Genomic DNA, 20,556 nt, shown 5'->3' with positions numbered 1-20,556 from the left:
CCTTATGTTTTTCAAATGTTCTAGAAAAGAATTCATAAAGGAATCGAGATAACATGGAAGAACCTAATTTTTAGATTATGTAGGCTCTTTGCCCCTTTTAGAAAACCCTGAATTGGGCTAAATCGGTCAAATTCAGGGTTTTCCTAGTTCAAAAAGTTTCCCTAGGTCAATTATGTTTTTATTGAACAAAAATCTTTCAATGTGTGTTATGCTAGTTTTTTGTATTGTCGAATTAGGAGGTATTTATGGAGAAAGAAAAAAGTTCCCTTTACGGTAAACTACCGTTAGAATTATTGGCTGGATTTTATTATGAAATAAATAAGAACATTGAAAAAGGAATCTTGTCTGATGCTATGTATCATGAAATTAGATTAATTGAACAAACAGCATTAAAAATGGGTATCTCACTTGAATACCTACATGATAAGGGTTCGCGTATAATTGAGGCTGAGAAACACTAAGAGGAACAACCATGAAACACTAAATCGTAGAATTAGAAGTCCAATGATGTCGATTGAGGATGCAAGCGCTTTCTAGTATAATAATGGGTTGGATGGCATGTGTGGCTGTCATAATATTTGGCGTAGGTGGGACCGATATTGGAAGAGGACTTAGAGAAAATATCCTTTTTTAGTTGAATAAAATCATACATAAACAATAAAAGTGAAAGATGAAAAACCCCTTGGCTCCCAAGGGGTTTATTTAGTGTAACTGCATCTAAGGCAGCTTTTTCTTTATGGAACTATCGGGGCAGGTTAGTTCCATAAGGAAATGGATTATTTTACACTTATGAATAATTACTCTTTATTGTTATTATTTTCTTAAAGGTTCAAATAATTTTAATTTAATATCGTTAATTCACCATTAAGGAATGTGATTTACTGTGAGAGCAATAAATACAATTAACTTAGTTACAAAGTTATTAATTTTTTTAATTTTTTTCTCTTTTAATACATATATTTGTTTTTATGCAAAAGACAAAACAGAAGGCATAGTTACTGCCTGTATAGGTATCTTTCTAGTGATTTTAGTGGCAACTATTGGATTTATTCTAGATAAAAAGCAAAGGTAATAGGGTGGGATTTTAGTGCAACGTGAAAAGTGTCCTTGTTGTGGATTTCCAACATTGAAAGAGCGTGGGATTTATGATATATGTGAACTCTGTAATTGGGAAGATGATGGACAAGACGATCCATATGCAAATCAAGTTTGGGGTGGTCCAAATGGGGATTACTCTCTTACAGAAGCAAGAAGAAATTTTAAAGAAAATCTCATTATGTATAGAGATAGAAGAAATATATTTACTCAAACTGATAAAGAAATTGAAGTAAAAAAGTCTTTAATAAGTGCGTTCTTTGAATTAGGCAAGTTTGAACCAGATTCGTTAGAATATAAGGCACTTTGGAGCAAAATAAAGTCTTACGAGAAGGTTTTAATTGAAGTCTCTAAATGAACTAACGGTGCGTTAGCAGAAGACCAGAGCTGTCTTTAAAGCAGCTTTTTCTTTGTGCAACTATCGAGGAAGGTTAGTTCATTACAGTTTATAATACGAGAGACTTTGATTTAGATTGAGGAGATAAAATAATGCGTTCATTTTTGAGAAAAGAATTTTGGGATGACAGAAATAAACCTATTCTGTTTATACAGTGGGCATTGATAATCTTAGCAGTAGTATTATATTTCCAATCTTATGACAGTATAGAGTATTTTTACTCTGGAATTTTAAGATTAATTGCAGGAATAATCACCCTTCTAACAGGAATTGAAAATTATATTGTTAAGAAAAAAGAATATATATTTTGGTTCATCCTAACGATAATGTTTTGTGGAATGGGTATAGACAAATTAATGTACTAACGATGCGTTATTTTTTATATAAGGGGCTGATCATCAGCTCTTTTTTTTATGGAACTATAGGGGCAGGATAGTTCCATAAGGAATACTGTTAAGTGACATTAAAGTTGTTTAATTTACAATAAAGTCGTTTAAAACATAATAAAGTTATTTAAAAACGTCATTCATATTATTCCATTAAAGGGCCAGATTGTTGAGGAACATAGCAATTAGCAGCAAGCTAGTTTACTTAATAAATCTTATATACAATAAAAAAGGATCTTTGATTGGAAGATCCCTTTTTTATTGCTTAATTTATTTTCTTATTGTCTTTACTTAGAACATGAATTTCATAAGGGCCAGGAAATGATTTTTTTATTTGTTTATATTGAAAAAATTCATTTGTAAGTTCTTCAATACGTTTTCCTATTTCTTTAGCTTTTTTATCTGTACTGTCTATGGAAGTATTAATAATAATGGGATTCTGATCATCTATTATAGTTGTAGATGTAACTTTGAGATCCTTTATTTCTTTCAACCCTTGATCTATTGATGGCATAACTTTCATTTCCCAATCTCGTTTTAAATTTGATTTAAAACGTATTGGAATATCCTTAACATTAAATCCTTTTTCTTGAGCTAACTTAAGAAATTCTTTATGAAAATTGTTAAACTCATTTGGCTCAATAACTTCTTTATCGTTTCTATAGAACATTAAGTCCAATTGTACAATGCGTCCGTCAGTGGCTGAATATGAAGTTCCTGTCAACAAAACATCAATTTTATCGATCTTCTTCATTTCATTTGCTACTTCCTGAATAATTTCTTCCTCTCGTTTTTGTCTTTCTGACTGATTGGTATCATTCCAATAAGCAAGAACTTTTACTTTATAATCCCTATACTTTTTTGTTCTCAATACTTCTTCAATATTACTTTGAAGATCGTCTTTTAAATAATTAAAATTTTTCTTGGAATAAGGTCTAATCACGAGAATGACTTCTTTCTTTTCTCGAGAAAGGGTTAAATCATAGCCATCTGGATGCCCTTTTTTCTTAAACACATTTTTGTTAAAAGAAGATTCAATGGCATTTTCTAATTTGATTGTTTCATAGTAGGAAATTAAATTATTTGGACTACCTTTAGATGTGACATTATTATCAGAGCTTTCCATTTCGTTATTGGTTTTATTTGATGTACATGCTACTACAAAAAATAACATACCGAATAAAATGAATAACATTGATATTTTTTTCAAAAAATCATCCCCTAAAATATTAGCATTTTTACCCAACATTGTTAATTGTAACATAGTTTTTAATGTTCTTATTAAGCATCTCCATCAGCCACCTATGAAGTGTTAATGTTTCAATAAGTGGGGAACCCTTAAACAGCTTTTAATCTTCCACAATCGGGCGCGATTCTTTAATAAGAATCGCTTTTCTTAATGAACTAACGGGTGCGTTAGTTCATTAAGGAACACAAAAATGATCGATTTTTTTATAAATGAATAATCCAATAAAAATATTATAAGGGCATGTTTTGATCAATTTTTTTCAAAACATGCTCTTTCCATTTATTCATTTATCAAGGTTTCTTGTATTAATTTTATCAAACTTTGTTTCAAAGCTATAGGAAAGCTATAGGCAGAAGAACCAACAGTCCCTATTGCATAAAAAAAGCCTAATTTTCTCTATTAATTCAGAGTTAAATTGGGCTTTTTAATTGAAAAATATCTTAGCGTTGTAAATCCACATTTTCCTGACTGTACCCATTATAGCCTAGTCCTTTTTTAATTTTAGACAAAATTATTTATAGTTAAAAACGTTATTAGACAAACAAGTAAACTATTTTTGTCAATTTTTTGTTAACCTTTTTTTTACTTAAACGTTTTAAAGGTGGGAGGTCGGAAATGAATGATTACATGATGGGGAAAAAACTTAACGAAATATTGAAATTTGTTTACTCATACCTGTTGAAAATGGGTGCTTCAAAGGAAGATGCAGAAGATATTGTTCAGGATACTGCTTATAAATTCTTACAATATATTGATTCAGTCACAAATACACAAAGTTGGCTTTTTAGAGTAGCAGTAAATCAATACTATGACTTGACCCGTAAGAAATCGAGGCGGAAAGAAATATTATTGAAATTTAACATACATGAACTATTCGAGGAAGACACACCTGAAATTGCCCTCTTACAAAGTGAATTAGTGAAAGATATACATGAACTGTTAAAAAGATTAAAACCAAAATATAGACAACTACTTCTTCTCAAATATAGTACGGGATTGAAAATAAATGAAATAGCAGAATTATATGGCATGAAAGAAGGATCCGTTAAGACCATTCTTCACAGGGCAAGAAAAGAATTTATAGAACAATATAGGAGGTATGACAATGAGCAAAGAAAATGAATTTATACCTAAAGATTTTGAGTTTGAGAAATTAGTGAAAAAAGCAAAGAGACGCTCAATGCTAAAAATGGTGCTCATTTCTTTAAGTATTAGTTTAATCGTTTTAACTGGTCTATACTTTATTGGTGATACAGTAATGAAAATGAAAATGGAAAAGGAAACTAGTTTAGATTCAACTTGGAATGGAATTATGGGAGCAAATATTGAAGAACAAGGAACAACTTATAATTATTCTCCGATTTCAGCAACAACAAAAACAAAGTTAGTTAAAAAAGTTGGAGGGGTACCAATCCCATGGGGAGAACAGGAAAAAGTCTTTACTATTTTTGGAACATCAAGATTGATTACGACTGATGGTCCCTCAGGATCTGGGAGTATTGAGGATGAGAGAATTCCTTTATTTTACCAAGGAGAAAGAGTAATTGAATTTTATCACCCAGAAGTTAACTATAAGCAAATTTTCGATGACAGGGTTTTGCTTAATCAAATTGATGATAACTCCGTCGTAGAAATGGCATTTTCATTTAATAAGGGATATTCAATAGAAGAAGTCAACAAAGTTTTTAAAGATCAATTAGCTTGGTATTGGGTAGATACCTTTAGTAAGGATGACATAAAAGAGCATAACGAGTTAAATGAAGAAGAGAATATTCCTAGAGGACATACCATAAGTGGATTTGAAGCATATGGATTTCAAAATAATAATCATCCAAAAACTGAGCCAGCATTTAATTTTATATCTATCCTAGAGATGATAAAATCCGATGGTGGAAATTATCAGAATGAGGCAATTGAAATTTACAATAACATTACTAATAAAGGTAAAATTAAACTAGAATCTGAGAACCTTAAAATTATTGGTGTAGTAGTTACAGGGAAACCTAGTGATTTAAAAAAGTATAATGACAATTCTATGATAAATGGTGCTACCTTAGGAGCCACAACAGATCAATATTAGTATTATCAGTGAGTAGAGTGGATCACTCTATCCTGATTGATGTATATAAGATGCTCATTAATATTAAGGAGGAATGTTGGAGTTAGAATTACAAATGCTAAAGAGGAGGACAATTGTTACGACACAAGTGATATTCCTGATAGAGCCAAGCAAGATCTTATTGTTGCCCCTATTACATTGAAATTATATCTTTTCTCTTTTCGTAATATTAGTTTTGTTTTTACTAAGAAAACTAGTGCAATCGAAGAAAGAACTTCAGCAAAAAATAGATAAACTAGAAGAAGAGGTTCGAATATTAAAAAATCACAAATAATAAACTATGCTTTAATGTACTAACGGGTGCATTAGCTGAGATCAGAGCTGTTTATAAGGCAGCTCTTTTCTTATGGAGCTAACGGGGCAGGTTAGTTTAATAATCATGGATAATTTTCCAATTACATATAGGGGTACCGCCATTGGTAGGACCTCTAATAAAACCTGCGTCTGCAACTTTTTTTATAAAAAGTGAAACCAAACATATCCTGAAAAACGACATACTATTGAACACATTATAGAGAGGGGACCCTCACTTGAATAATGAACAAAATTTAATGGATCGCATCCGTAAAGGAGATGGGGAGGCATTCAGTCTGCTCGTGGAGGAAGTATTGCCGTCTGCCTATAAAACGGCTTTCCTGATTCTCCGTTCAAAGGATCTTGCTGAAGATGCGGTGCAAAATGCACTTGAAGATTGTTACATTAGCATTATGAAAAATAAAAATATCCAAAAGTTTAAGGCTTGGTTTTATCGGCTTGTATATTTTCGAGCTATTGATATTTACCGTAAAAGCACTCGTATTCATTCTTCTACTATTGAAGAACACCCAGAAGTAATAGTGAAAATGGTTTCGGAATCTGCCCAGAACCGCGCAATTCAAAATGAAACGATGAAGGAAATACTTAATTTGATTTTGAACCTTCCAAAAGAACAAAGCGTTCCCATTCTACTTCATTACTATGAAGATCTGCAAATTAAAGAGATAAGTCTCATTCTGGGTGAAAATAGTAACACGGTCAAAACGAGGCTGGCGCGGGGAAGAAAAAAACTCGGAGAAATAATGCAAAAGAACGATAAATATCTGCTGGAGGCTAAATCATATGGGATATAAGGAAGAAGATAAGCAGACATTGGAGGAACAGCTCCAAATCCCAATATCTCTCGAGAGGTTTACAAAGGAACTTCCTAAAAGGTATAGGGATGGAGAGTTTGCTGAAAGTAGAATAGAACAAGTGAATCAGGAATGGGCTCATTTTCAACGGAGTATGAGAAAGCAATGGTCTTTTGGTAAAAGGATTGCCGCCTTCACGATTGCAGCAGCAGCTAGTTTGGTTCTATTTATGGGGTCGGGATTCGTATCACCGACGATGGCAAAAATGATCGCAAAAATCCCGCCACTAAGTGCGATTTATAATCGACATGATGAAAGCCTTGATGACTCAATTAAAAAGGAATTGAAAAAAGAAGGCTACCCAGTGAAAGAAGTAACACTGATTGTGGGGGGAAGCGAAGGAGAAGTCTGGATTTTCGTCGATATTCCTGAGGAAAAGATAAAGAAAATGAGGCCTGCAATCAAAAAGGTAGCATTTAAAATTATGCATGGAGAACCATATAAAGGAAAAACGATAGAGGACTATTCAGTTAAGGTAATGAAATTTGTTGCTGAACCCCCTCAGAATAAAAGGCAGGCACAAAGGGACAAGGAAATTACCGAGGCTTTCGAAATTGTTATTCCCGTTCTGAAATCATACGGATATGAAAATGCTTTATCGGCTAGCCCAGAAACTATTGAACTTGAATTCCCTAATACTGAAAGCAAAGAGAAGATTGCTGAAATTCAAAAAGCAGTGGAAGATGCATTAAAAACTGCTGGGAATAATTCCTTTAAAGTTAAAACTAAAACCTTTAATCTAGCTAAAAGAGAGCATTACAGCCGTTGGTCTGATGCGGTTACGGGAATTGGACATGAATTCATGACCTATAAAAAATATTATGTTTCCGGTGTTGGTTACAAAAGCATTGACGGGGAAAAAATGCAGATTGAAATTCGCATGAATCTGCCAAGCACTGATTTGAAAACAGCTGACCTAGCAAAGGAGCTTAACATCATGATTGAAGACTTCATCCATTCAGAGGAAATCTGGCAAAAAGTAAAGGACGATCCGTACGAAATCATCATTACTAGTAAAGATAAGAAAAGGATGAATGAATAAAGCATTAATTAGAAAAGGGCCAATGTAAAAATGGCCCTTTTCTAATGGATGTAGAAGGTCATAAATGTAAGAACATTTCAGGCATCTATAATTGCCTATTAATCACCCATTTCAAAAAATTAATGTACTCACTTTTGTGTCTAATCAGTAGGAACTAAAAGTGAGTACATTCTTTATATGGAAGGCAAAGAGTGATCATTTTAAGCAGTTTTTGTAGGAGAGATAACTCAATAAAGATATCTCATTTATAAAAAAATGGATATTTGTGTTAATTCCGTTATAAGATTGTGAAGAAATGTACTTTTACTAAAGGGGCAGGTTAATCCAATAAATAAATTGGGAAAGTGTTAAATTTAAATGTATAGGGAGGGGTATTATGAAACTATTTGGTGTGGCACTTTTATTTTCAGGGATAAATTTAATGGGATTAAGTGGTTTAGAAAAGGTACTTATTTTTTTAGCTTATAATGGTGACATACATCAAATGCAAGCTATTCTTGATTTAACGCCCACATACATTTGGGGCATAACAAATTTCACCTTTGGATTTGGATTGGTATTATTCATAGTAGGTGTAGGTGTTTTTTTAAAACAAATAAAAACAAAAAACGGTGAAATAAATAAATAAATTTTACGGCACTAATCACAACGGGTGCTTTACTTCATTACCAGGAGTTGATCAGCAGCTTCTTTCTTATGGAACAAACGGGGCAGGATAGTTCAACAAGGATGTTTCTATTTTATTTGTCTCCTCCAAAAAAACTAAAAAATGCAGGAACTTTTTATAGTTTAGAGAATATTACCCATTAACCATGTGTACAAATGTATACAAGGAAATAATTGGAGGTGATATTGATGGACCAAGATTTTCGAAAGAAGACTTTTCGAGGAGCTAAAATTGAAGATGTCATTTTAGAATTAGAAAAGCTAAGTCAGTTATGTGAAGTGAAAACTAAAGGTAGTCAACAATTAGAGAGACAGCGATTCTATGAAGGTATGGCAATTGCTTATACGACTATTGCATTGAAATTAAAAGGGGAGTTTGATTATATAGAGCCGAAAGTAATTGACGAGCTATACAATGCAGTAGAGAAAAACCATGATAGCACAATTCATCCTAAACATGTTGATACCTGTACTTTTTGCCGTAGAAGTAAAGAAGAAGTTGGAGAATTAGCTGTAGGACCAGGTGTTTCTATTTGTAGAGAATGCTTAAAATTTGGTGAAGAAGTAATTAAATCCAACTCATATAAAGTTTGATTTTTAAATCAAATTGATAGGTTGCTTGAATTTAAAAAGCGTCGTTTTCCTTCTTCTTAATCAACTAACGGGTGCTTTACTTTAATAAGGGAGTTGCTTTGGCAGCTCTTTTTTCTTATGGAGCTAAAGGGCAGGATAGTTGCAGATGAATATAAGTTTAAACGACTGATAAAAATTTCAGTCGTTTTTTGTAAACAAATGTAAACAATTATTGTTTACATTTGTTTACAAAGATGGTAGTTTTATTTTAAGAGGTGTTTAAAGTGTCTGATTATAGAAAGAAAATGTTTCGAGGAGCAAAGATTGAAGATTGCATTTTAGATTTTATAGATATGGAAAAAGAACTTAGTAGAACGCTTGAAACTGCTGATGAGCAGGAAAGACAATTATTATTGGGGATGAGTAAAGCGTATCGTCTGATTGTTAATCGACTAGTAAGAGAATTTGATTATTTCAAAGGTGGAGATATGGTGAATACAAAAGTAAAAGATTTAATTAGTTCGTTAAAAAGAAGAGCTTCCGAAGCAAAAGAGCAAAGTAAAAATAACGTCTTGGACCTAGTAAATGGAATGTACTATGACGATATACCTGAAGAAGCTAAGGAAGAAATAGCTAAAGTTCCTCAAGGATTACAAAGAGGTTTATTTGAAGGAATGGCTCTTGGTTATGAAAAAATTGTTATTGACTTGGAATTACTGTTGGAATCTACCGATAATGACAAGATAGCTCACATAGAAAAAAATTTAGCAAAATATAAAAAAATGGCTGAAATGTTAAAAAATAAATTTAAAGAAGATGAAATAGATTTTAGAAGTGGTTACCTTCAAGGCGAAATGTCTGCTTATCAAATGATCAGAGAGGAAATCCAGGTTGTTTTTAGAACTGAACTAATCTAGAAAATGTAGTGCTTTTAATACGAAACGTAGCCTAAAATAGGGGAGATTTAATGGATTTTTTAAATTGGTATGATTGGATTCAACCAACTAATCCTTATGCATCAATATTTTTCGGAATTATTTTCACAATTCTAACGGGGTTAATTGCGTGGTTTGATACGAAAAAAATCAGAACATTCGTCTTAATAATAGCTGGAGGATTAAGTTTTACCATCATTGGCGTTATAATCTTAAACTCCGTCGGTTATTATGGCTAAAATAGTCTTAAAAAGAAAATATCATTTTGGACAAAGAACAGATTATGAAATTTAAAGTAACGGGTGCGTTAGCTTAAGATCGGAGCTGTCTTTAAGGCAGCTTTTTCCTTATGGAACTATCGGGGCAGGATAGTTGAAGAGTGCTGTTTGACCTTTGTTAAACAATCGGGCCATTTAAAGTAATTGGCGAGCTGATCAAAGGTTCCCTTGACAAATAAATAGTTTAACAGCTAAACTAAAGGTATGAATAGGGAAAATTCTGAACAATCAAACAACATGTATAGTATGAAAACAGGAAGCCGAAATCTAGGTCGTTTATTTATGCAGCTCCAACGACTTGAACGTCATCCCCGCACCTTTGGAGACGCAGGCCCCTTGACGCCAAGTGAAATTCACACGATTGACGCCATTGGTTACGATGGTGGTATCCTCATGAGTGAACTGGCCACCCGTCTCAGTGTAACGAAAGGTGCGGTTACGCAGATTATCGGACGTTTAGAAAGCAAAGAGCTCGTTAAGCGTTCCCCTCACCCGGATGATTCTAGGGCGGTAATTATCTCACTTACTGAAAAAGGAAAAAGTGCTTACCGAGTCCACGAAGAATTACATCTGAATTTTTACAAAGAGCTTAGCGCTCAATTAGACCAAAAGGAGATCGAAATTTTCGAAAAATGCATTCAAAAGCTAAATGAGTTTTTGCAGAAATAATTTTTTTGAACATATAGTTTAGAATCTAAACTACTTTAAGGGGGATTTTTTATGAAGGTTAAGGCAACAGTTCTTTCTGAAAACAGTGTGTTCAGTAACCTGGGAGCGATTGCGGAACACGGTTGGTCTGTTTTTTTGGAAACGGATCATGGTAATTATCTCTTCGATACTGGTCAAGGTAAGGCACTGCTCAATAACGCGAAAGTATTCAAAAAAGATTTATCCAGTATTAAAGGAATTATACTGAGCCATCATCATATCGATCATACTGGTGGTCTGCTGGCTGCCGTAAAGGCAGTTGAGGCAAAAACAGTTGATGTTTTTGCACATCCTGACCTGTTCAAAGAAGGATATCTTGTTCGGATGGGTTATAAATACATCGGAGTCCCTTTTTCTAGAGTTGACCTTGAAAGCTACGGGGCCAATTTTAAATTCAACACGGAATTTACCGAAATCGCTCCAAATGTTTATCTAACAGGTGAGGTTCCTCGATTATCAGATTTTGAACATGGCGATACCGATATTGTCCAGCAGACGGAAGAAGGTTATATCCAAGATCAGGTTATGGACGATCAGTCCATTATTATCAAAACGGAAAAAGGTTTGTTTGTCATTCTAGGATGTTCTCATGCAGGCATCGTCAATATTCTCAATTATGCAGTCCAAAAGACCGGTGAAAACCGAATTCATACCGTTATCGGCGGCACTCATTTATGGTGCGTAAGCGACGAACAGAAGGAAAAAAGCATTCAAGCGTTGAAAGAATTGAATATTGAACGCCTTGGAGTGTCCCATTGTACCGGCTTCGAGGTAAGCATGAGCTTAGCTCAAGAATTCGGACAAAAGTTCTTTTACTGCAATGTGGGAACAGTTGTAAAAGATTGAAAGGTTTCTTCATTACCACACGAAATTAATGATGTGTGGTTCAATTCAAATAATACAGGTATACATTTTTGAGTATTCCGAACATCCATATAAACATGTGGCGAGACCCCTATCTAGAATCATAAAGTAACAGGACAAAGGAGAGGAGAGGATATCATAATCGTCTCCCTCATTCCTATCATATGTTGATTTATAATTCAGGCTCTTGTTTTGCAAGCTCTTGAAGCATCACCCTTAATTGTTCTACCAATGGAGCCGGCGCCTTCTTTGGTGAACCCGAATCAAACGGGGGCATAGGATCGTATTCCAAAAGCAGTTGGACAGATTTACTGATATCTTCCCCCCATTCCCAAGCTATTAGTTGGAGGGCCATGTCGATGCCGGAGGAGACACCTGCGGCTGTAACGATTTTACCTTGGCGAGCCACTCTCTCACCAGTTGGGACTGCACCAAGAGAATGGAGTAGATCATAAGAACCCCAATGGCTGGTTGCCTTCACACCATTTAGCAAACCTGCGGCACTCAAAATCAGAGAGCCGTTACACACTGATGTGGTCCACTTCGTTGTCTCATGTATTTGCCGAATCCAATTTAATGTGTCTTCGTCATTCATGTTAGACTTATAGTTAGGAGGACAACAACCAGGTACGACAAGAATATCAGCTGATGTAACTTCAGAAAAACTCAAATCGGCATGCAAATGCCCCATTTTAGAATCCAGTTTGATTAAACCCCTATCTTTGGCGACAAACTTCACTTCGATACCCTTTACGGCAGCAAATACCTCGTATGGACCAATTGCATCTAGGGCTGTGATCCCATTGTAAAGCATGATTGCGACTTTCATGATGAACACTCCTTTAAACATAGTATTTTGGCTAAATTTCAGGATTGGACCGAACCGGACCGTCCGGTCCGTATGGTTTATTATACATGCTCATTTAACTTTTTTCATAAATTAATTAGTAATTTTAGTGAACAAAAAAGCTAAAGAACCAAGAGGTATTAGGATTACCCCTAGTTCTTTTCTGAGTAGTGCTGTAAAAGTATACTTATTTGCCCAATGCTATGAAGCATATGTTCATTATTTAAAGACAAGCGACTTGCCATAACGGCGCCTTCTATTGTGGAAAACAAAAAGGATGCTAAAGAATAAGAATCTACATCTTGAAGAAATTCTTTTGAACGAATTCCCTCATCAATGATAGATTGTATGATAATTAAAGTATGATTATGGGCTTCGGCAGCTTTATCATGAAGTTCTGGAAATCCAAAATCAGTTTCTATGGCCGTATTAAGTAGAGGACATCCGCCATCAACAGGTGGATTATTAACAGCATCTTTATAAATATGACACATTGCTATTAATTTATCTGTTGCTGTAACTTTAGATTTTGTAGCTTCAAAAAAATGATTCCAGATAATGCTTACAGAATATTCGAATGAAGCAATAGCAATTTCGTTCTTATTTTCAAATCGTCTATATATTGCTCCTTTTGGTAATCTTGTTGCTTTCATAATATCTTGTATAGAAGTTTGACTGTAGCCTTTTTTATTAAATAAGGCTAAGGAGGTTTGAATAATAAGTTCGCGTGTTTTATCTACCTTATTCATTTATTTTCTCCTTTGTATGTGAATGTAACATTTATTATATCTAAAAATGCAACCTCTGCCTAATAGTCTCTATGGGGGCTAGGTATGGCTAAAACTGTGTATAAAGTTTTAAATTGAATCAAGAAGGAGATTATTCCGTGGATTGGTTTATCAACTTTTTGTGTGAAGTGAAAAGGAGCTTGCCTAGTTATTTTTTTCTTCTTGTTTGCGTTTTATCTCCAACTTTCTTCCTTTTTATTATTAGGGGAAAAGACGTTTTTTCGAAAAAAGGAAATTTCAATCTCATGAACTTCTTTTAAAAAGACATCAATTTTCTTTCCTGCTTATAATAATAATCGAAGGTGAGTGAACATGAAAAATAGAATAAAAACAAAAATGATAAAAATACTCAGTGGTAACAGGGAAACTAGATTACCCGTTCAAGTTGCAGATACTCAAAGAAAAAGAGAAAAGGGCTTAATGTTTGTTGGAAAATTACCCGAAAATGAGGGGATGTTATTTGTGTATTCGGAAAAAATATATGGTGGCTTTTGGATGAAAAACACATTCATTCCTTCATCTATTGCTTTTATTGATTCAAGATGGGGAAATTCTAAAAATACTTGATATGGAGCCTTGTAAAGAGGATAAATGTTGTCCTACCTATGATCCAGAACTTTCTTATCATTATGCAATTGAGGTGAATCTTGGATGGTTTGAAAAGAATCAAATCAAAGAAGAGGATTATGTAAAGTTTGATTGAATTGATCTCACCTCACCACTAGTTCTTAGAGGTGAGGTGATTTTTCAATGGATATTTATGTTAATATTACTGAAAAGATTGTGAAGAAATGTACTTAAACTAACGGGTGCGTTAGTTCAACAAGCTATAAGCATTTTAAGAATAAGCCCATATTTTCGTTATTCCATTAAAGGGAGCTTATCTGTAATAAGATAAGTGTCCTTTTTAATGGAATAAAAGATTGAGTTAATCACCTAATTTTGAAATAATTGGTATTAACCTTAGCAAACGCTTTACAAGTAGAGACATGAGTGCCCATGTTAAAGGTACAATAAGTAGTGCAATACCTCCAAGTGTAATGGACATATTCAAATCACCAATTTCTATCTAATTTATACTAAGATGTTTAAGAAATTGAATGACCTTACAGATGCCTTACATTCTTGTAAGGTTGGATATGTGTTTTAAATTCACATTTTTTGTATGGCATAATTTTCTAGAGACAAAGGAGTGAGAGGATGCAAAAAGTATTAATTATTGAGGATGATCCAAAAATTGCGGAGCACCTAAAATCATATTTGGTGAAATATGGCTACAATTCTATCTTTATGGAAAATTTCGATGATGTTATGGATGAGTTTCATAAGCAGAAACCAGACCTTGTACTATTAGATATTAATCTACCTAGCTTTGATGGCTATTACTGGTGCAGGCAAATACGGAAGGAGTCGATCTGTCCAGTTATATTTATTTCCGCACGAGTAGGGGAGATGGACCAGGTGATGGCGCTCGAAAATGGCGGCGATGATTTTATCACAAAGCCGTTTCATCCTGAAATTGTGATGGCAAAAATTCGCAGTCAGCTTCGTCGTGCTTACGGGGAATATGCATCACAGGCCCAAGAACGAATTTTAGAGACAGGGGGAATAAAGCTATTCCCGGAAAGACTGGAATTGTCATTTCGTGATAAAACCGTCCCACTATCAAAAAAAGAAGCAGACATAATCGAAAGTTTACTCGAACGATATCCACGTGTTGCCGGTCGTGAAGACTTGCTGGAAAAGCTATGGGATGAACAAGTATATGTGGATGAAAATACGTTAAATGTGAATATTACGAGAGTTCGAAAAAAATTTGAAGCAGTCGGGATTCCTGGAGCGGTCGAAACAGTGAGGGGTGCGGGCTATCGTTTGAATGTAACATGGTGAAAGGTTGAAGAAAAATGAAATTATTCTTTAAAGAGCATGCATTATTAATTGCCGTACAAATGATCCAATTTTTTCTTATTCTCGGCATCTATTGGCTTGATGGCTATCGTAATCTGTTACCAGCCCTTTATGCGATCTTTCTCGGTCTTTTCTTTCTCACGGGTTATCTTGCTTACCACTATTTTAGTCGTCGCAGGTTTTATTTAAGGCTTACTAACTCACTTGAATCCCTTGACGATTCCTTCCAAACAACTGAACATTCCCCCATATCAGAGGCGCTTGATCATCTCTTAAAGGATCAATACAAGCTTTATCAAACAAAAATAAAAGCATTGGAATCTAAGCAGGATGAACACTTAACGTTTATGGATCAATGGGTCCATCAGATGAAAACACCGCTTTCTGTCATTGAGCTTATCGCGCAAAATTTGGATGAACCTGACTCATCCAGTATCCGAGAAGAGACAGACCGGATGAAAACCGGCTTAAACACTATTCTCTATATGGCTCGACTTCGGACAATCGAACAGGATTTTCATATCAAGCCTGTAAATTTGACTAAAATGGTAAATGAAGTAAATAGTGAAAATAAACGATTCTATATTCGGAACAAGGTGTATCCGAATTTGCTGCAGCAAAAACAGGATATGATCGTTGAGACGGATGAAAAATGGCTGTTCTTTATCCTTTCACAGCTTATCAATAACGCAGTTAAGTATTCAAAAGGCAAGAGTCATAAAATTGATCTTGCCATTTATGAAAATGAGGGAGAGGCTGTTTTAGAGGTGAAGGACTATGGCGTAGGGATTCCAGAATCGGACAAGCGCCGTGTATTTGACCCTTTTTATACAGGTGAAAATGGACGAAAATTTAGAGAATCAACCGGTATGGGGCTGTATTTAACGAAGGAGGCAGCCGAGCATCTTGAACATCGTCTCGAGCTTGAATCAAAGGTTGGAGAGGGTGCAACCTTTCGAATTATTTTTGGAACAACACAAAACCTTACAACGATGTAAGGAAAGTGAAAGTAAAATCGATTTTTTGAAGAATGAATAGGAGCTATACTGGTCACAAGTCAAAGGAATTGAATGAAAGGAGAACTTGTGATGCTAAACGTGAAACAAGTGAGCAAGATTTATGAAGGAAAGATTGCCTTCGGGGCGTTAACTGATATCGATTTAACGATTGAAGCAGGTGAATTTGTTGGAGTCATGGGTCCATCAGGAAGCGGGAAGACAACCTTGCTAAACATGATTGCCACAATTGATGAACCAACAACAGGAGAGATCCTGATCAATGGAAGTAATCCACACAAATTAAAAAAAGAAGAGCTAGCCAAATTTCGTCGCCGTGAATTAGGCTTTGTCTTTCAGGACTTTAATCTGCTTCATACCTTAACGGTTGAAGAAAATATTGTTCTGCCGTTAACATTAGACGGAAAAAAAGTGAAGGAAATGAAGGAAAAGGCATATGAAATCGCCGGAAAATTAGGGATTACAGGCATTATGAAAAAACGGACATATGAAATATCCGGCGGGCAAGCGCAAAGAGCAGCTGTTGCAAGAGCGATGATTCATACACCTAAGCTGCTATTAGCGGATGAACCAACAGGAAATCTTGATTCCAAGTCTTCAAAGGGTGTTATGGAAATGCTTGAATCCATTAATAAAAATGAGAAGACAACCATGATGCTCGTAACACATGATGCGCAAGCAGCGAGCTATTGTAATCGGGTCGTCTTTATTCGTGACGGAAAGTTCTATTCGGAGATTCACCGTGGTGAAAATCGCCAAGCCTTTTTCCAAAAGATCATTGATACACTTTCTTTATTGGGAGGGGATGCGCATGACCTTTCGACAGTTCGCGTTTAATAACGTCATACGTAATAAACGGTTATATGCAGCCTACTTTCTTAGTAGCTTATTTACGGTCATGGTCTTTTTTACCTTCTCTATTTTTGCGAATCATCCTGTATTGAGCGGGGATGATATGAGCTCAAGTGTAACGAATGGAATGAATGCAGCAGCAGGGATTATTTATGTGTTTTCCTTCTTTTTTGTCTTATATTCGATGAGCTCGTTTTTACAATCTCGGAAAAAAGAGTTTGGTTTATTAGTGATGCAAGGCATGTCAATGAAACAAATCCGTTTAATGGTGTTTTTAGAAAATATGTTCATTGGATTTTTAGCAACATTAGGTGGTATACTCCTTGGCGTTGTTTTTGCAAAGGCTATTTTACTATTAGCTGAAAATGTATTGATTATTGAACGTGCGCTGTCTTTTTATTTTCCAACGAAAGCAATCATGATCACCTTTGTTTCCTTTATTATTTTATTTTTCTTTATTTCATTATTTGTTACGTATGTTCTGCGTAGTAAAAAGCTGATTGAATTAATTAAAGGGAATAAAATATCAAAGGGTGAGCCAAGAGCGAACCTTTTTTTAACGTTGTTAGCTGTACTTTTATTAGCGGCGGGGTATGCTGTTGCCTTACTAGTAGAAGGAACGATGGTTGTAGCCGCAATGGTGCCAGTTATTATCGTTGTTTGTATTGGTACCTACTTGTTATTTACGCAATTAAGTGTTTTTATTATTAGAAGGTTAAAGAAGAATGAACGTGTTTTTTGGTTTAAAACCAATATGCTGCTGTTTTCGGATTTAGCCTTTCGCATGAAGGATAATGCACGCACTTTTTTCATGGTCTCGATGGTTTCAACGGTTGCGTTTTGTGCCATTGGTTCATTATTCGGCTTTCAAACTTTCTTAACATCAAGCATAAAAGCGACGAATTCAACCACGTTTTCCTATAAAACAAGTGAAGAAAATGAAGAACAGAATGTTGCGTTTATCAATCAAACATTAAAAGAAGAGAAAATTGAAACAAAGTCAGAGTACACGGACTTACGCTATTATCCAATTGGACAGGATACCTTTCTGATCACAAGAGAATCCGATTTTAACCGCTTTTCCGCTCTAATTGGTGAAGAAACCACTGACATAAAAGAAGGGCAAGTCATGGTTGTGGAATTTGAAGGAACAAATTTTGGGCAAACAACGGAACTACTAAATGAAACGATTACACTAACTTCAGGTGCAACGTTGAAACCAAAGGAAGTCCTACATTCAAAAGCATTGCCTGCAACAGATTCCTATTATATAGTTTCAGATCAGGATTATCAAAAGCTTCTTGAACCAGAGGATGAACAAAGCTATTATGCGTGGCAAGCAACAGATGGAGAAAAAGGAGTAATGGCCGCCTCTGAAAAGCTGTACGAAAAATTACCAAGATATGAAATTATGTCGGTAGAATATGAAATATATGAAATTATGAAAGGATACGGACCAATATTATTTGTCGGGTTATTTATCGGGATTGTCTTTTTCGTATCAGCCGGCAGCTTCCTTTACTTCCGACTTTACATGGATTTGGATGAGGATAAACAAAAGTTCAAGTCGATATCAAAAATGGGGTTAACCGATAAAGAGCTGAAAAAAGTAGTAAACAGACAAACAATGATTCTGTTTTTCGCCCCAATACTCGTCGCTCTCATCCACGGAGCTGTAGCCCTTACAGCGTTATCGAACCTGTTCTATTTTAACCTATTTAAGGAATCAGTTATTGTTCTAAGTGTTTTCTTAGCCATCCAGGTTGTTTACTTCTTCATTGTAAGCTTTTTCTATACGAAGCAGATTAAGGCGTCGAATTAAATGAATAAGAATACAAGAAGAAAGGGTCAGACAAAATCTGACCCTTTTAAAACATCAATTGACACTAGCAGTTGGTCGGACGATGATCTCAATTCATATCGACGTCCTCTGGTTGTTCAATCGCAAACATAATCGAACGAGCAACCGCCTTATAGGGTGCATTAGTCCAAAAGGCTAAAGGCAGCAATCAAAATCATCATCTTGATCTTCTAACGGGTGCTTTACTTCAATAAGAGAGTTGCTTTGGCAGCTCTTTTTGTTATGGAACTATCGGGGCAGTTTAGTTGAATAAGGAAAATGGTTTTTTGTGGTAAAATAATAGGAAAAGGATAATAAGGGGGATGACTATGGAAGGGTTAGAGTTATACGATTTTTTAAGATTAGTTTTTTTTACTTTTATAATTAGGTTAATTGTTATTTCCATTATTTTGTTGGTTCAAAAGAAACGAAGCAACCTCGTTAATGGATTCACAGTTAGTATTACTTCAATAACTTCAATAATTGTTTCTGGTATTAATCTTATAATTATGGGATACATAGCTGATGAATTAAATTGAGCAGGAGACGCTATTTCCTCATATTTGTTTCTTATAATTTTAGGGTTAAGCATATTTAATTTGTTTATTTACTTTAAAAATAAAAACAGTATGATTAGTGCCTAATAAATAAATTTTGTTCTTAAAGGAGTTGTTAAGGCGTGATACAAATGTATAACGAAGCAGAACAGCGTGTTTCAAAAGCATTGAAATCCATCGCACGAAACGAAGATATCAAAGAATACATACAAAACTCTAAGGAACTTTTCCCTCTCTTTATGAAAGCTGCAACAAGATTTGTCTCTGGTCATACACGGACAGAGGGGTTGGCACGCATTTCTATTCTCGCTCAAATGGGTTATCAAGTATCCATCGAGTATCTTGGTGAAAACACACGATCTGAAAATGAATGTATCTCAGCAAAGAATGAATTTCTCTCACTGATTAACGAGATTGGCGCTAAAGAAATGAAATCAACCATTTCTTTCGATCTTTCACATATAGGTATGTCGATCTCAGATGCTCTTGCAACTAAACACTTGAAAGAAATCGCACTACAAGCTCAACAATACGATATCCAGCTCATGATTAGCATGGAGGAGTCAGAAAAGACCGATCAGATCCTTAACATATATAAAACACTGTCACCGATGTATGCGAATCTCGGCATAACATTACAAGTACACTTACTCCGGTCCCAATTTGACCTGCAAGAATTACTGAAATTTCAAGGGAAAATTCGCTTAGTAAAAGGTGCTTATCAAGAAAAAGAAGGTACGTATATCCCACGATCTGTAGAACTAGATAAGCGTTACGTAGATTTTGTTATGGCTTGTGTGGCAAGAAACCATCCTCTGTCGGTAGCAACACATGATGAAAAGCTAGTCGCAGCACTCAAAGAAAATGGACTGATTGCCAATCCATATACTGAAGTAGAAATGTTAGATGGTGTTCGTCCAGATTTACTTAAATCACTGAGAGATGAGAACTTCCAGACGAAGGTGTACGTCACATATGGAACGGAATGGTACTTATATCTTGCACATCGCATTGCAGAGCATCCACCAAATCTGTATACGTTTGTGTCTGATATGATTGAGTCAAAAAACCTACAGACCTCCCTTTATGAATAAAGAAGACTATGGATGTTTTAAAGGCAGAATGAATGAGCTCTGCCTTTTTTTATTTCGCAGTTTGTGTCAACTCTACATCAATTTTTTATTTTAAGCCTTGAATTTTGAATATTATATTCAAAATTTAGGGCTTAAAAAAACAAGAAGGGTCAGTACTTCTGAATATTAGTCTA

22 protein-coding genes and 1 pseudogene are annotated in these 20,556 nt (G+C 34.9%); 19 read left to right on the top strand and 4 right to left on the bottom strand.

What is annotated here, in order from left to right:
- Nucleotides 1-245 precede the first annotated feature (245 nt).
- The 3 genes from Q8G36_RS19245 (at nt 246) to Q8G36_RS19235 (ending at nt 1,857) form a co-directional block, all read left to right on the top strand.
- Nucleotides 246-461, top strand: coding sequence for a hypothetical protein (locus tag Q8G36_RS19245; RefSeq protein ID WP_305161788.1), 216 nt, complete (start codon nt 246-248; stop codon nt 459-461).
- A 626-nt stretch (nt 462-1,087) separates the two neighbouring features.
- Entirely contained in the window at nt 1,088-1,453 is a 366-nt protein-coding gene (locus Q8G36_RS19240) for a CPCC family cysteine-rich protein (RefSeq protein ID WP_305161787.1), read from the top strand.
- Nucleotides 1,454-1,584: 131 nt separating this feature from the next.
- The gene (locus Q8G36_RS19235) at nt 1,585-1,857 is read left to right on the top strand and encodes a hypothetical protein (protein WP_305161786.1); all 273 of its coding nucleotides are present in this window, start codon (nt 1,585-1,587) and stop codon (nt 1,855-1,857) included.
- 286 nt (nt 1,858-2,143) lie between these two features.
- Here the strand turns inward: Q8G36_RS19235 and Q8G36_RS19230 are convergent, their stop codons facing one another.
- Nucleotides 2,144-3,088 carry a hypothetical protein gene (locus tag Q8G36_RS19230; RefSeq protein WP_305161785.1) on the bottom strand — a complete coding sequence of 315 codons (945 nt, stop codon included), beginning with the start codon at nt 3,086-3,088 and terminating at the stop codon, nt 2,144-2,146.
- 654 nt (nt 3,089-3,742) lie between these two features.
- Here Q8G36_RS19230 and Q8G36_RS19225 point away from each other — a divergent pair.
- The 10 genes from Q8G36_RS19225 (at nt 3,743) to Q8G36_RS19180 (ending at nt 11,463) form a co-directional block, all read left to right on the top strand.
- Nucleotides 3,743-4,249, top strand: coding sequence for an RNA polymerase sigma factor (locus Q8G36_RS19225; RefSeq protein ID WP_061461601.1), 507 nt, complete (start codon nt 3,743-3,745; stop codon nt 4,247-4,249).
- Nucleotides 4,233-5,207: an anti sigma factor C-terminal domain-containing protein gene (locus Q8G36_RS19220; RefSeq protein ID WP_305161784.1), complete on the top strand. Its 975-nt coding sequence runs from the start codon at nt 4,233-4,235 to the stop codon at nt 5,205-5,207. The genes Q8G36_RS19225 and Q8G36_RS19220 overlap by 17 nt, the downstream gene beginning before the upstream one ends.
- A gap of 569 nt (nt 5,208-5,776) precedes the next feature.
- Complete coding sequence (locus tag Q8G36_RS19215; RefSeq protein WP_305161783.1) at nt 5,777-6,355, top strand: RNA polymerase sigma factor; 579 nt, start codon at nt 5,777-5,779, stop codon at nt 6,353-6,355.
- Nucleotides 6,345-7,457 carry a DUF4030 domain-containing protein gene (locus Q8G36_RS19210; RefSeq protein WP_305161782.1) on the top strand — a complete coding sequence of 371 codons (1,113 nt, stop codon included), beginning with the start codon at nt 6,345-6,347 and terminating at the stop codon, nt 7,455-7,457. The genes Q8G36_RS19215 and Q8G36_RS19210 overlap by 11 nt, the downstream gene beginning before the upstream one ends.
- Before the next feature lie 376 nt (nt 7,458-7,833).
- The gene (locus tag Q8G36_RS19205; protein ID WP_305161781.1) at nt 7,834-8,085 is read left to right on the top strand and encodes a hypothetical protein; all 252 of its coding nucleotides are present in this window, start codon (nt 7,834-7,836) and stop codon (nt 8,083-8,085) included.
- A 227-nt stretch (nt 8,086-8,312) separates the two neighbouring features.
- A complete protein-coding gene (locus tag Q8G36_RS19200; RefSeq protein ID WP_305161780.1) occupies nt 8,313-8,717 on the top strand; it encodes a ClpX C4-type zinc finger protein in 405 nt (134 codons plus the stop codon).
- 263 nt (nt 8,718-8,980) lie between these two features.
- Nucleotides 8,981-9,613, top strand: coding sequence for a hypothetical protein (locus Q8G36_RS19195; protein WP_305161779.1), 633 nt, complete (start codon nt 8,981-8,983; stop codon nt 9,611-9,613).
- Nucleotides 9,614-9,663: 50 nt separating this feature from the next.
- The gene (locus Q8G36_RS19190) at nt 9,664-9,870 is read left to right on the top strand and encodes a hypothetical protein (protein WP_048682657.1); all 207 of its coding nucleotides are present in this window, start codon (nt 9,664-9,666) and stop codon (nt 9,868-9,870) included.
- 321 nt (nt 9,871-10,191) lie between these two features.
- Entirely contained in the window at nt 10,192-10,578 is a 387-nt protein-coding gene (locus tag Q8G36_RS19185; RefSeq protein ID WP_283918330.1) for a MarR family winged helix-turn-helix transcriptional regulator, read from the top strand.
- 51 nt (nt 10,579-10,629) lie between these two features.
- The gene (locus Q8G36_RS19180) at nt 10,630-11,463 is read left to right on the top strand and encodes an MBL fold metallo-hydrolase (RefSeq protein WP_305161778.1); all 834 of its coding nucleotides are present in this window, start codon (nt 10,630-10,632) and stop codon (nt 11,461-11,463) included.
- A gap of 190 nt (nt 11,464-11,653) precedes the next feature.
- On the opposite strand, the gene Q8G36_RS19175 is transcribed toward Q8G36_RS19180, so the two are convergent.
- Together Q8G36_RS19175 and Q8G36_RS19170 are read right to left on the bottom strand one after the other, a co-directional pair.
- Nucleotides 11,654-12,310, bottom strand: coding sequence for a DJ-1/PfpI family protein (locus Q8G36_RS19175; RefSeq protein ID WP_137020917.1), 657 nt, complete (start codon nt 12,308-12,310; stop codon nt 11,654-11,656).
- Nucleotides 12,311-12,480: 170 nt separating this feature from the next.
- Nucleotides 12,481-13,077 (bottom strand): TetR/AcrR family transcriptional regulator, encoded by a 597-nt coding sequence (locus Q8G36_RS19170; RefSeq protein ID WP_275732746.1) that lies wholly within the window; start codon nt 13,075-13,077, stop codon nt 12,481-12,483.
- 351 nt (nt 13,078-13,428) lie between these two features.
- Between Q8G36_RS19170 and Q8G36_RS19165 the strand changes: the two genes are divergently transcribed.
- Nucleotides 13,429-13,683 carry a DUF192 domain-containing protein gene (locus Q8G36_RS19165; protein WP_305162787.1) on the top strand — a complete coding sequence of 85 codons (255 nt, stop codon included), beginning with the start codon at nt 13,429-13,431 and terminating at the stop codon, nt 13,681-13,683.
- A gap of 400 nt (nt 13,684-14,083) precedes the next feature.
- Here the strand turns inward: Q8G36_RS19165 and Q8G36_RS19160 are convergent.
- Nucleotides 14,084-14,185: pseudogene (locus Q8G36_RS19160) on the bottom strand (EamA family transporter); the annotation flags it as partial.
- A gap of 131 nt (nt 14,186-14,316) precedes the next feature.
- On the opposite strand from Q8G36_RS19160, the gene Q8G36_RS19155 reads away from it, so the two are divergent.
- The 5 genes from Q8G36_RS19155 (at nt 14,317) to Q8G36_RS19135 (ending at nt 20,383) form a co-directional block, all read left to right on the top strand.
- Nucleotides 14,317-15,006, top strand: coding sequence for a response regulator transcription factor (locus Q8G36_RS19155; RefSeq protein WP_305162786.1), 690 nt, complete (start codon nt 14,317-14,319; stop codon nt 15,004-15,006).
- Nucleotides 15,007-15,020: 14 nt separating this feature from the next.
- The gene (locus Q8G36_RS19150) at nt 15,021-16,022 is read left to right on the top strand and encodes a sensor histidine kinase (protein WP_137020817.1); all 1,002 of its coding nucleotides are present in this window, start codon (nt 15,021-15,023) and stop codon (nt 16,020-16,022) included.
- A 90-nt stretch (nt 16,023-16,112) separates the two neighbouring features.
- Nucleotides 16,113-16,877 (top strand): ABC transporter ATP-binding protein, encoded by a 765-nt coding sequence (locus Q8G36_RS19145; protein WP_305162785.1) that lies wholly within the window; start codon nt 16,113-16,115, stop codon nt 16,875-16,877.
- A complete protein-coding gene (locus Q8G36_RS19140; protein WP_305162784.1) occupies nt 16,852-18,714 on the top strand; it encodes an ABC transporter permease in 1,863 nt (620 codons plus the stop codon). The genes Q8G36_RS19145 and Q8G36_RS19140 overlap by 26 nt, the downstream gene beginning before the upstream one ends.
- Before the next feature lie 706 nt (nt 18,715-19,420).
- Nucleotides 19,421-20,383 carry a proline dehydrogenase family protein gene (locus tag Q8G36_RS19135; RefSeq protein WP_305162783.1) on the top strand — a complete coding sequence of 321 codons (963 nt, stop codon included), beginning with the start codon at nt 19,421-19,423 and terminating at the stop codon, nt 20,381-20,383.
- The last annotated feature ends 173 nt before the right edge of the window (nt 20,384-20,556 follow it).

This window comes from Peribacillus frigoritolerans (assembly GCF_030676415.1).
GTDB classification, from domain to species: Bacteria; Bacillota; Bacilli; order Bacillales; family DSM-1321; genus Peribacillus; species Peribacillus frigoritolerans_A.
This window is presented reverse-complemented; position numbering and strand designations above follow the sequence as displayed.

Bases quoted from the DNA above. Each gene is read 5' to 3' on its own strand.
- Q8G36_RS19245 (WP_305161788.1), top strand. From the start codon at position 246: ATGGAGAAAGAAAAAAGTTCCCTTTACGGTAAACTACCGTTAGAATTA.
- Q8G36_RS19235 (WP_305161786.1), top strand. From the start codon at position 1,585: ATGCGTTCATTTTTGAGAAAAGAATTTTGGGATGACAGAAATAAACCT.
- Q8G36_RS19225 (WP_061461601.1), top strand. From the start codon at position 3,743: ATGAATGATTACATGATGGGGAAAAAACTTAACGAAATATTGAAATTT.
- Q8G36_RS19220 (WP_305161784.1), top strand. From the start codon at position 4,233: ATGAGCAAAGAAAATGAATTTATACCTAAAGATTTTGAGTTTGAGAAA.
- Q8G36_RS19210 (WP_305161782.1), top strand. From the start codon at position 6,345: ATGGGATATAAGGAAGAAGATAAGCAGACATTGGAGGAACAGCTCCAA.
- Q8G36_RS19205 (WP_305161781.1), top strand. From the start codon at position 7,834: ATGAAACTATTTGGTGTGGCACTTTTATTTTCAGGGATAAATTTAATG.
- Q8G36_RS19200 (WP_305161780.1), top strand. From the start codon at position 8,313: ATGGACCAAGATTTTCGAAAGAAGACTTTTCGAGGAGCTAAAATTGAA.
- Q8G36_RS19190 (WP_048682657.1), top strand. From the start codon at position 9,664: ATGGATTTTTTAAATTGGTATGATTGGATTCAACCAACTAATCCTTAT.
- Q8G36_RS19185 (WP_283918330.1), top strand. From the start codon at position 10,192: ATGCAGCTCCAACGACTTGAACGTCATCCCCGCACCTTTGGAGACGCA.
- Q8G36_RS19180 (WP_305161778.1), top strand. From the start codon at position 10,630: ATGAAGGTTAAGGCAACAGTTCTTTCTGAAAACAGTGTGTTCAGTAAC.
- Q8G36_RS19175 (WP_137020917.1), bottom strand. From the start codon at position 12,310: ATGAAAGTCGCAATCATGCTTTACAATGGGATCACAGCCCTAGATGCA.
- Q8G36_RS19170 (WP_275732746.1), bottom strand. From the start codon at position 13,077: ATGAATAAGGTAGATAAAACACGCGAACTTATTATTCAAACCTCCTTA.
- Q8G36_RS19165 (WP_305162787.1), top strand. From the start codon at position 13,429: ATGAAAAATAGAATAAAAACAAAAATGATAAAAATACTCAGTGGTAAC.
- Q8G36_RS19155 (WP_305162786.1), top strand. From the start codon at position 14,317: ATGCAAAAAGTATTAATTATTGAGGATGATCCAAAAATTGCGGAGCAC.
- Q8G36_RS19150 (WP_137020817.1), top strand. From the start codon at position 15,021: ATGAAATTATTCTTTAAAGAGCATGCATTATTAATTGCCGTACAAATG.
- Q8G36_RS19145 (WP_305162785.1), top strand. From the start codon at position 16,113: ATGCTAAACGTGAAACAAGTGAGCAAGATTTATGAAGGAAAGATTGCC.
- Q8G36_RS19140 (WP_305162784.1), top strand. From the start codon at position 16,852: ATGACCTTTCGACAGTTCGCGTTTAATAACGTCATACGTAATAAACGG.
- Q8G36_RS19135 (WP_305162783.1), top strand. From the start codon at position 19,421: ATGTATAACGAAGCAGAACAGCGTGTTTCAAAAGCATTGAAATCCATC.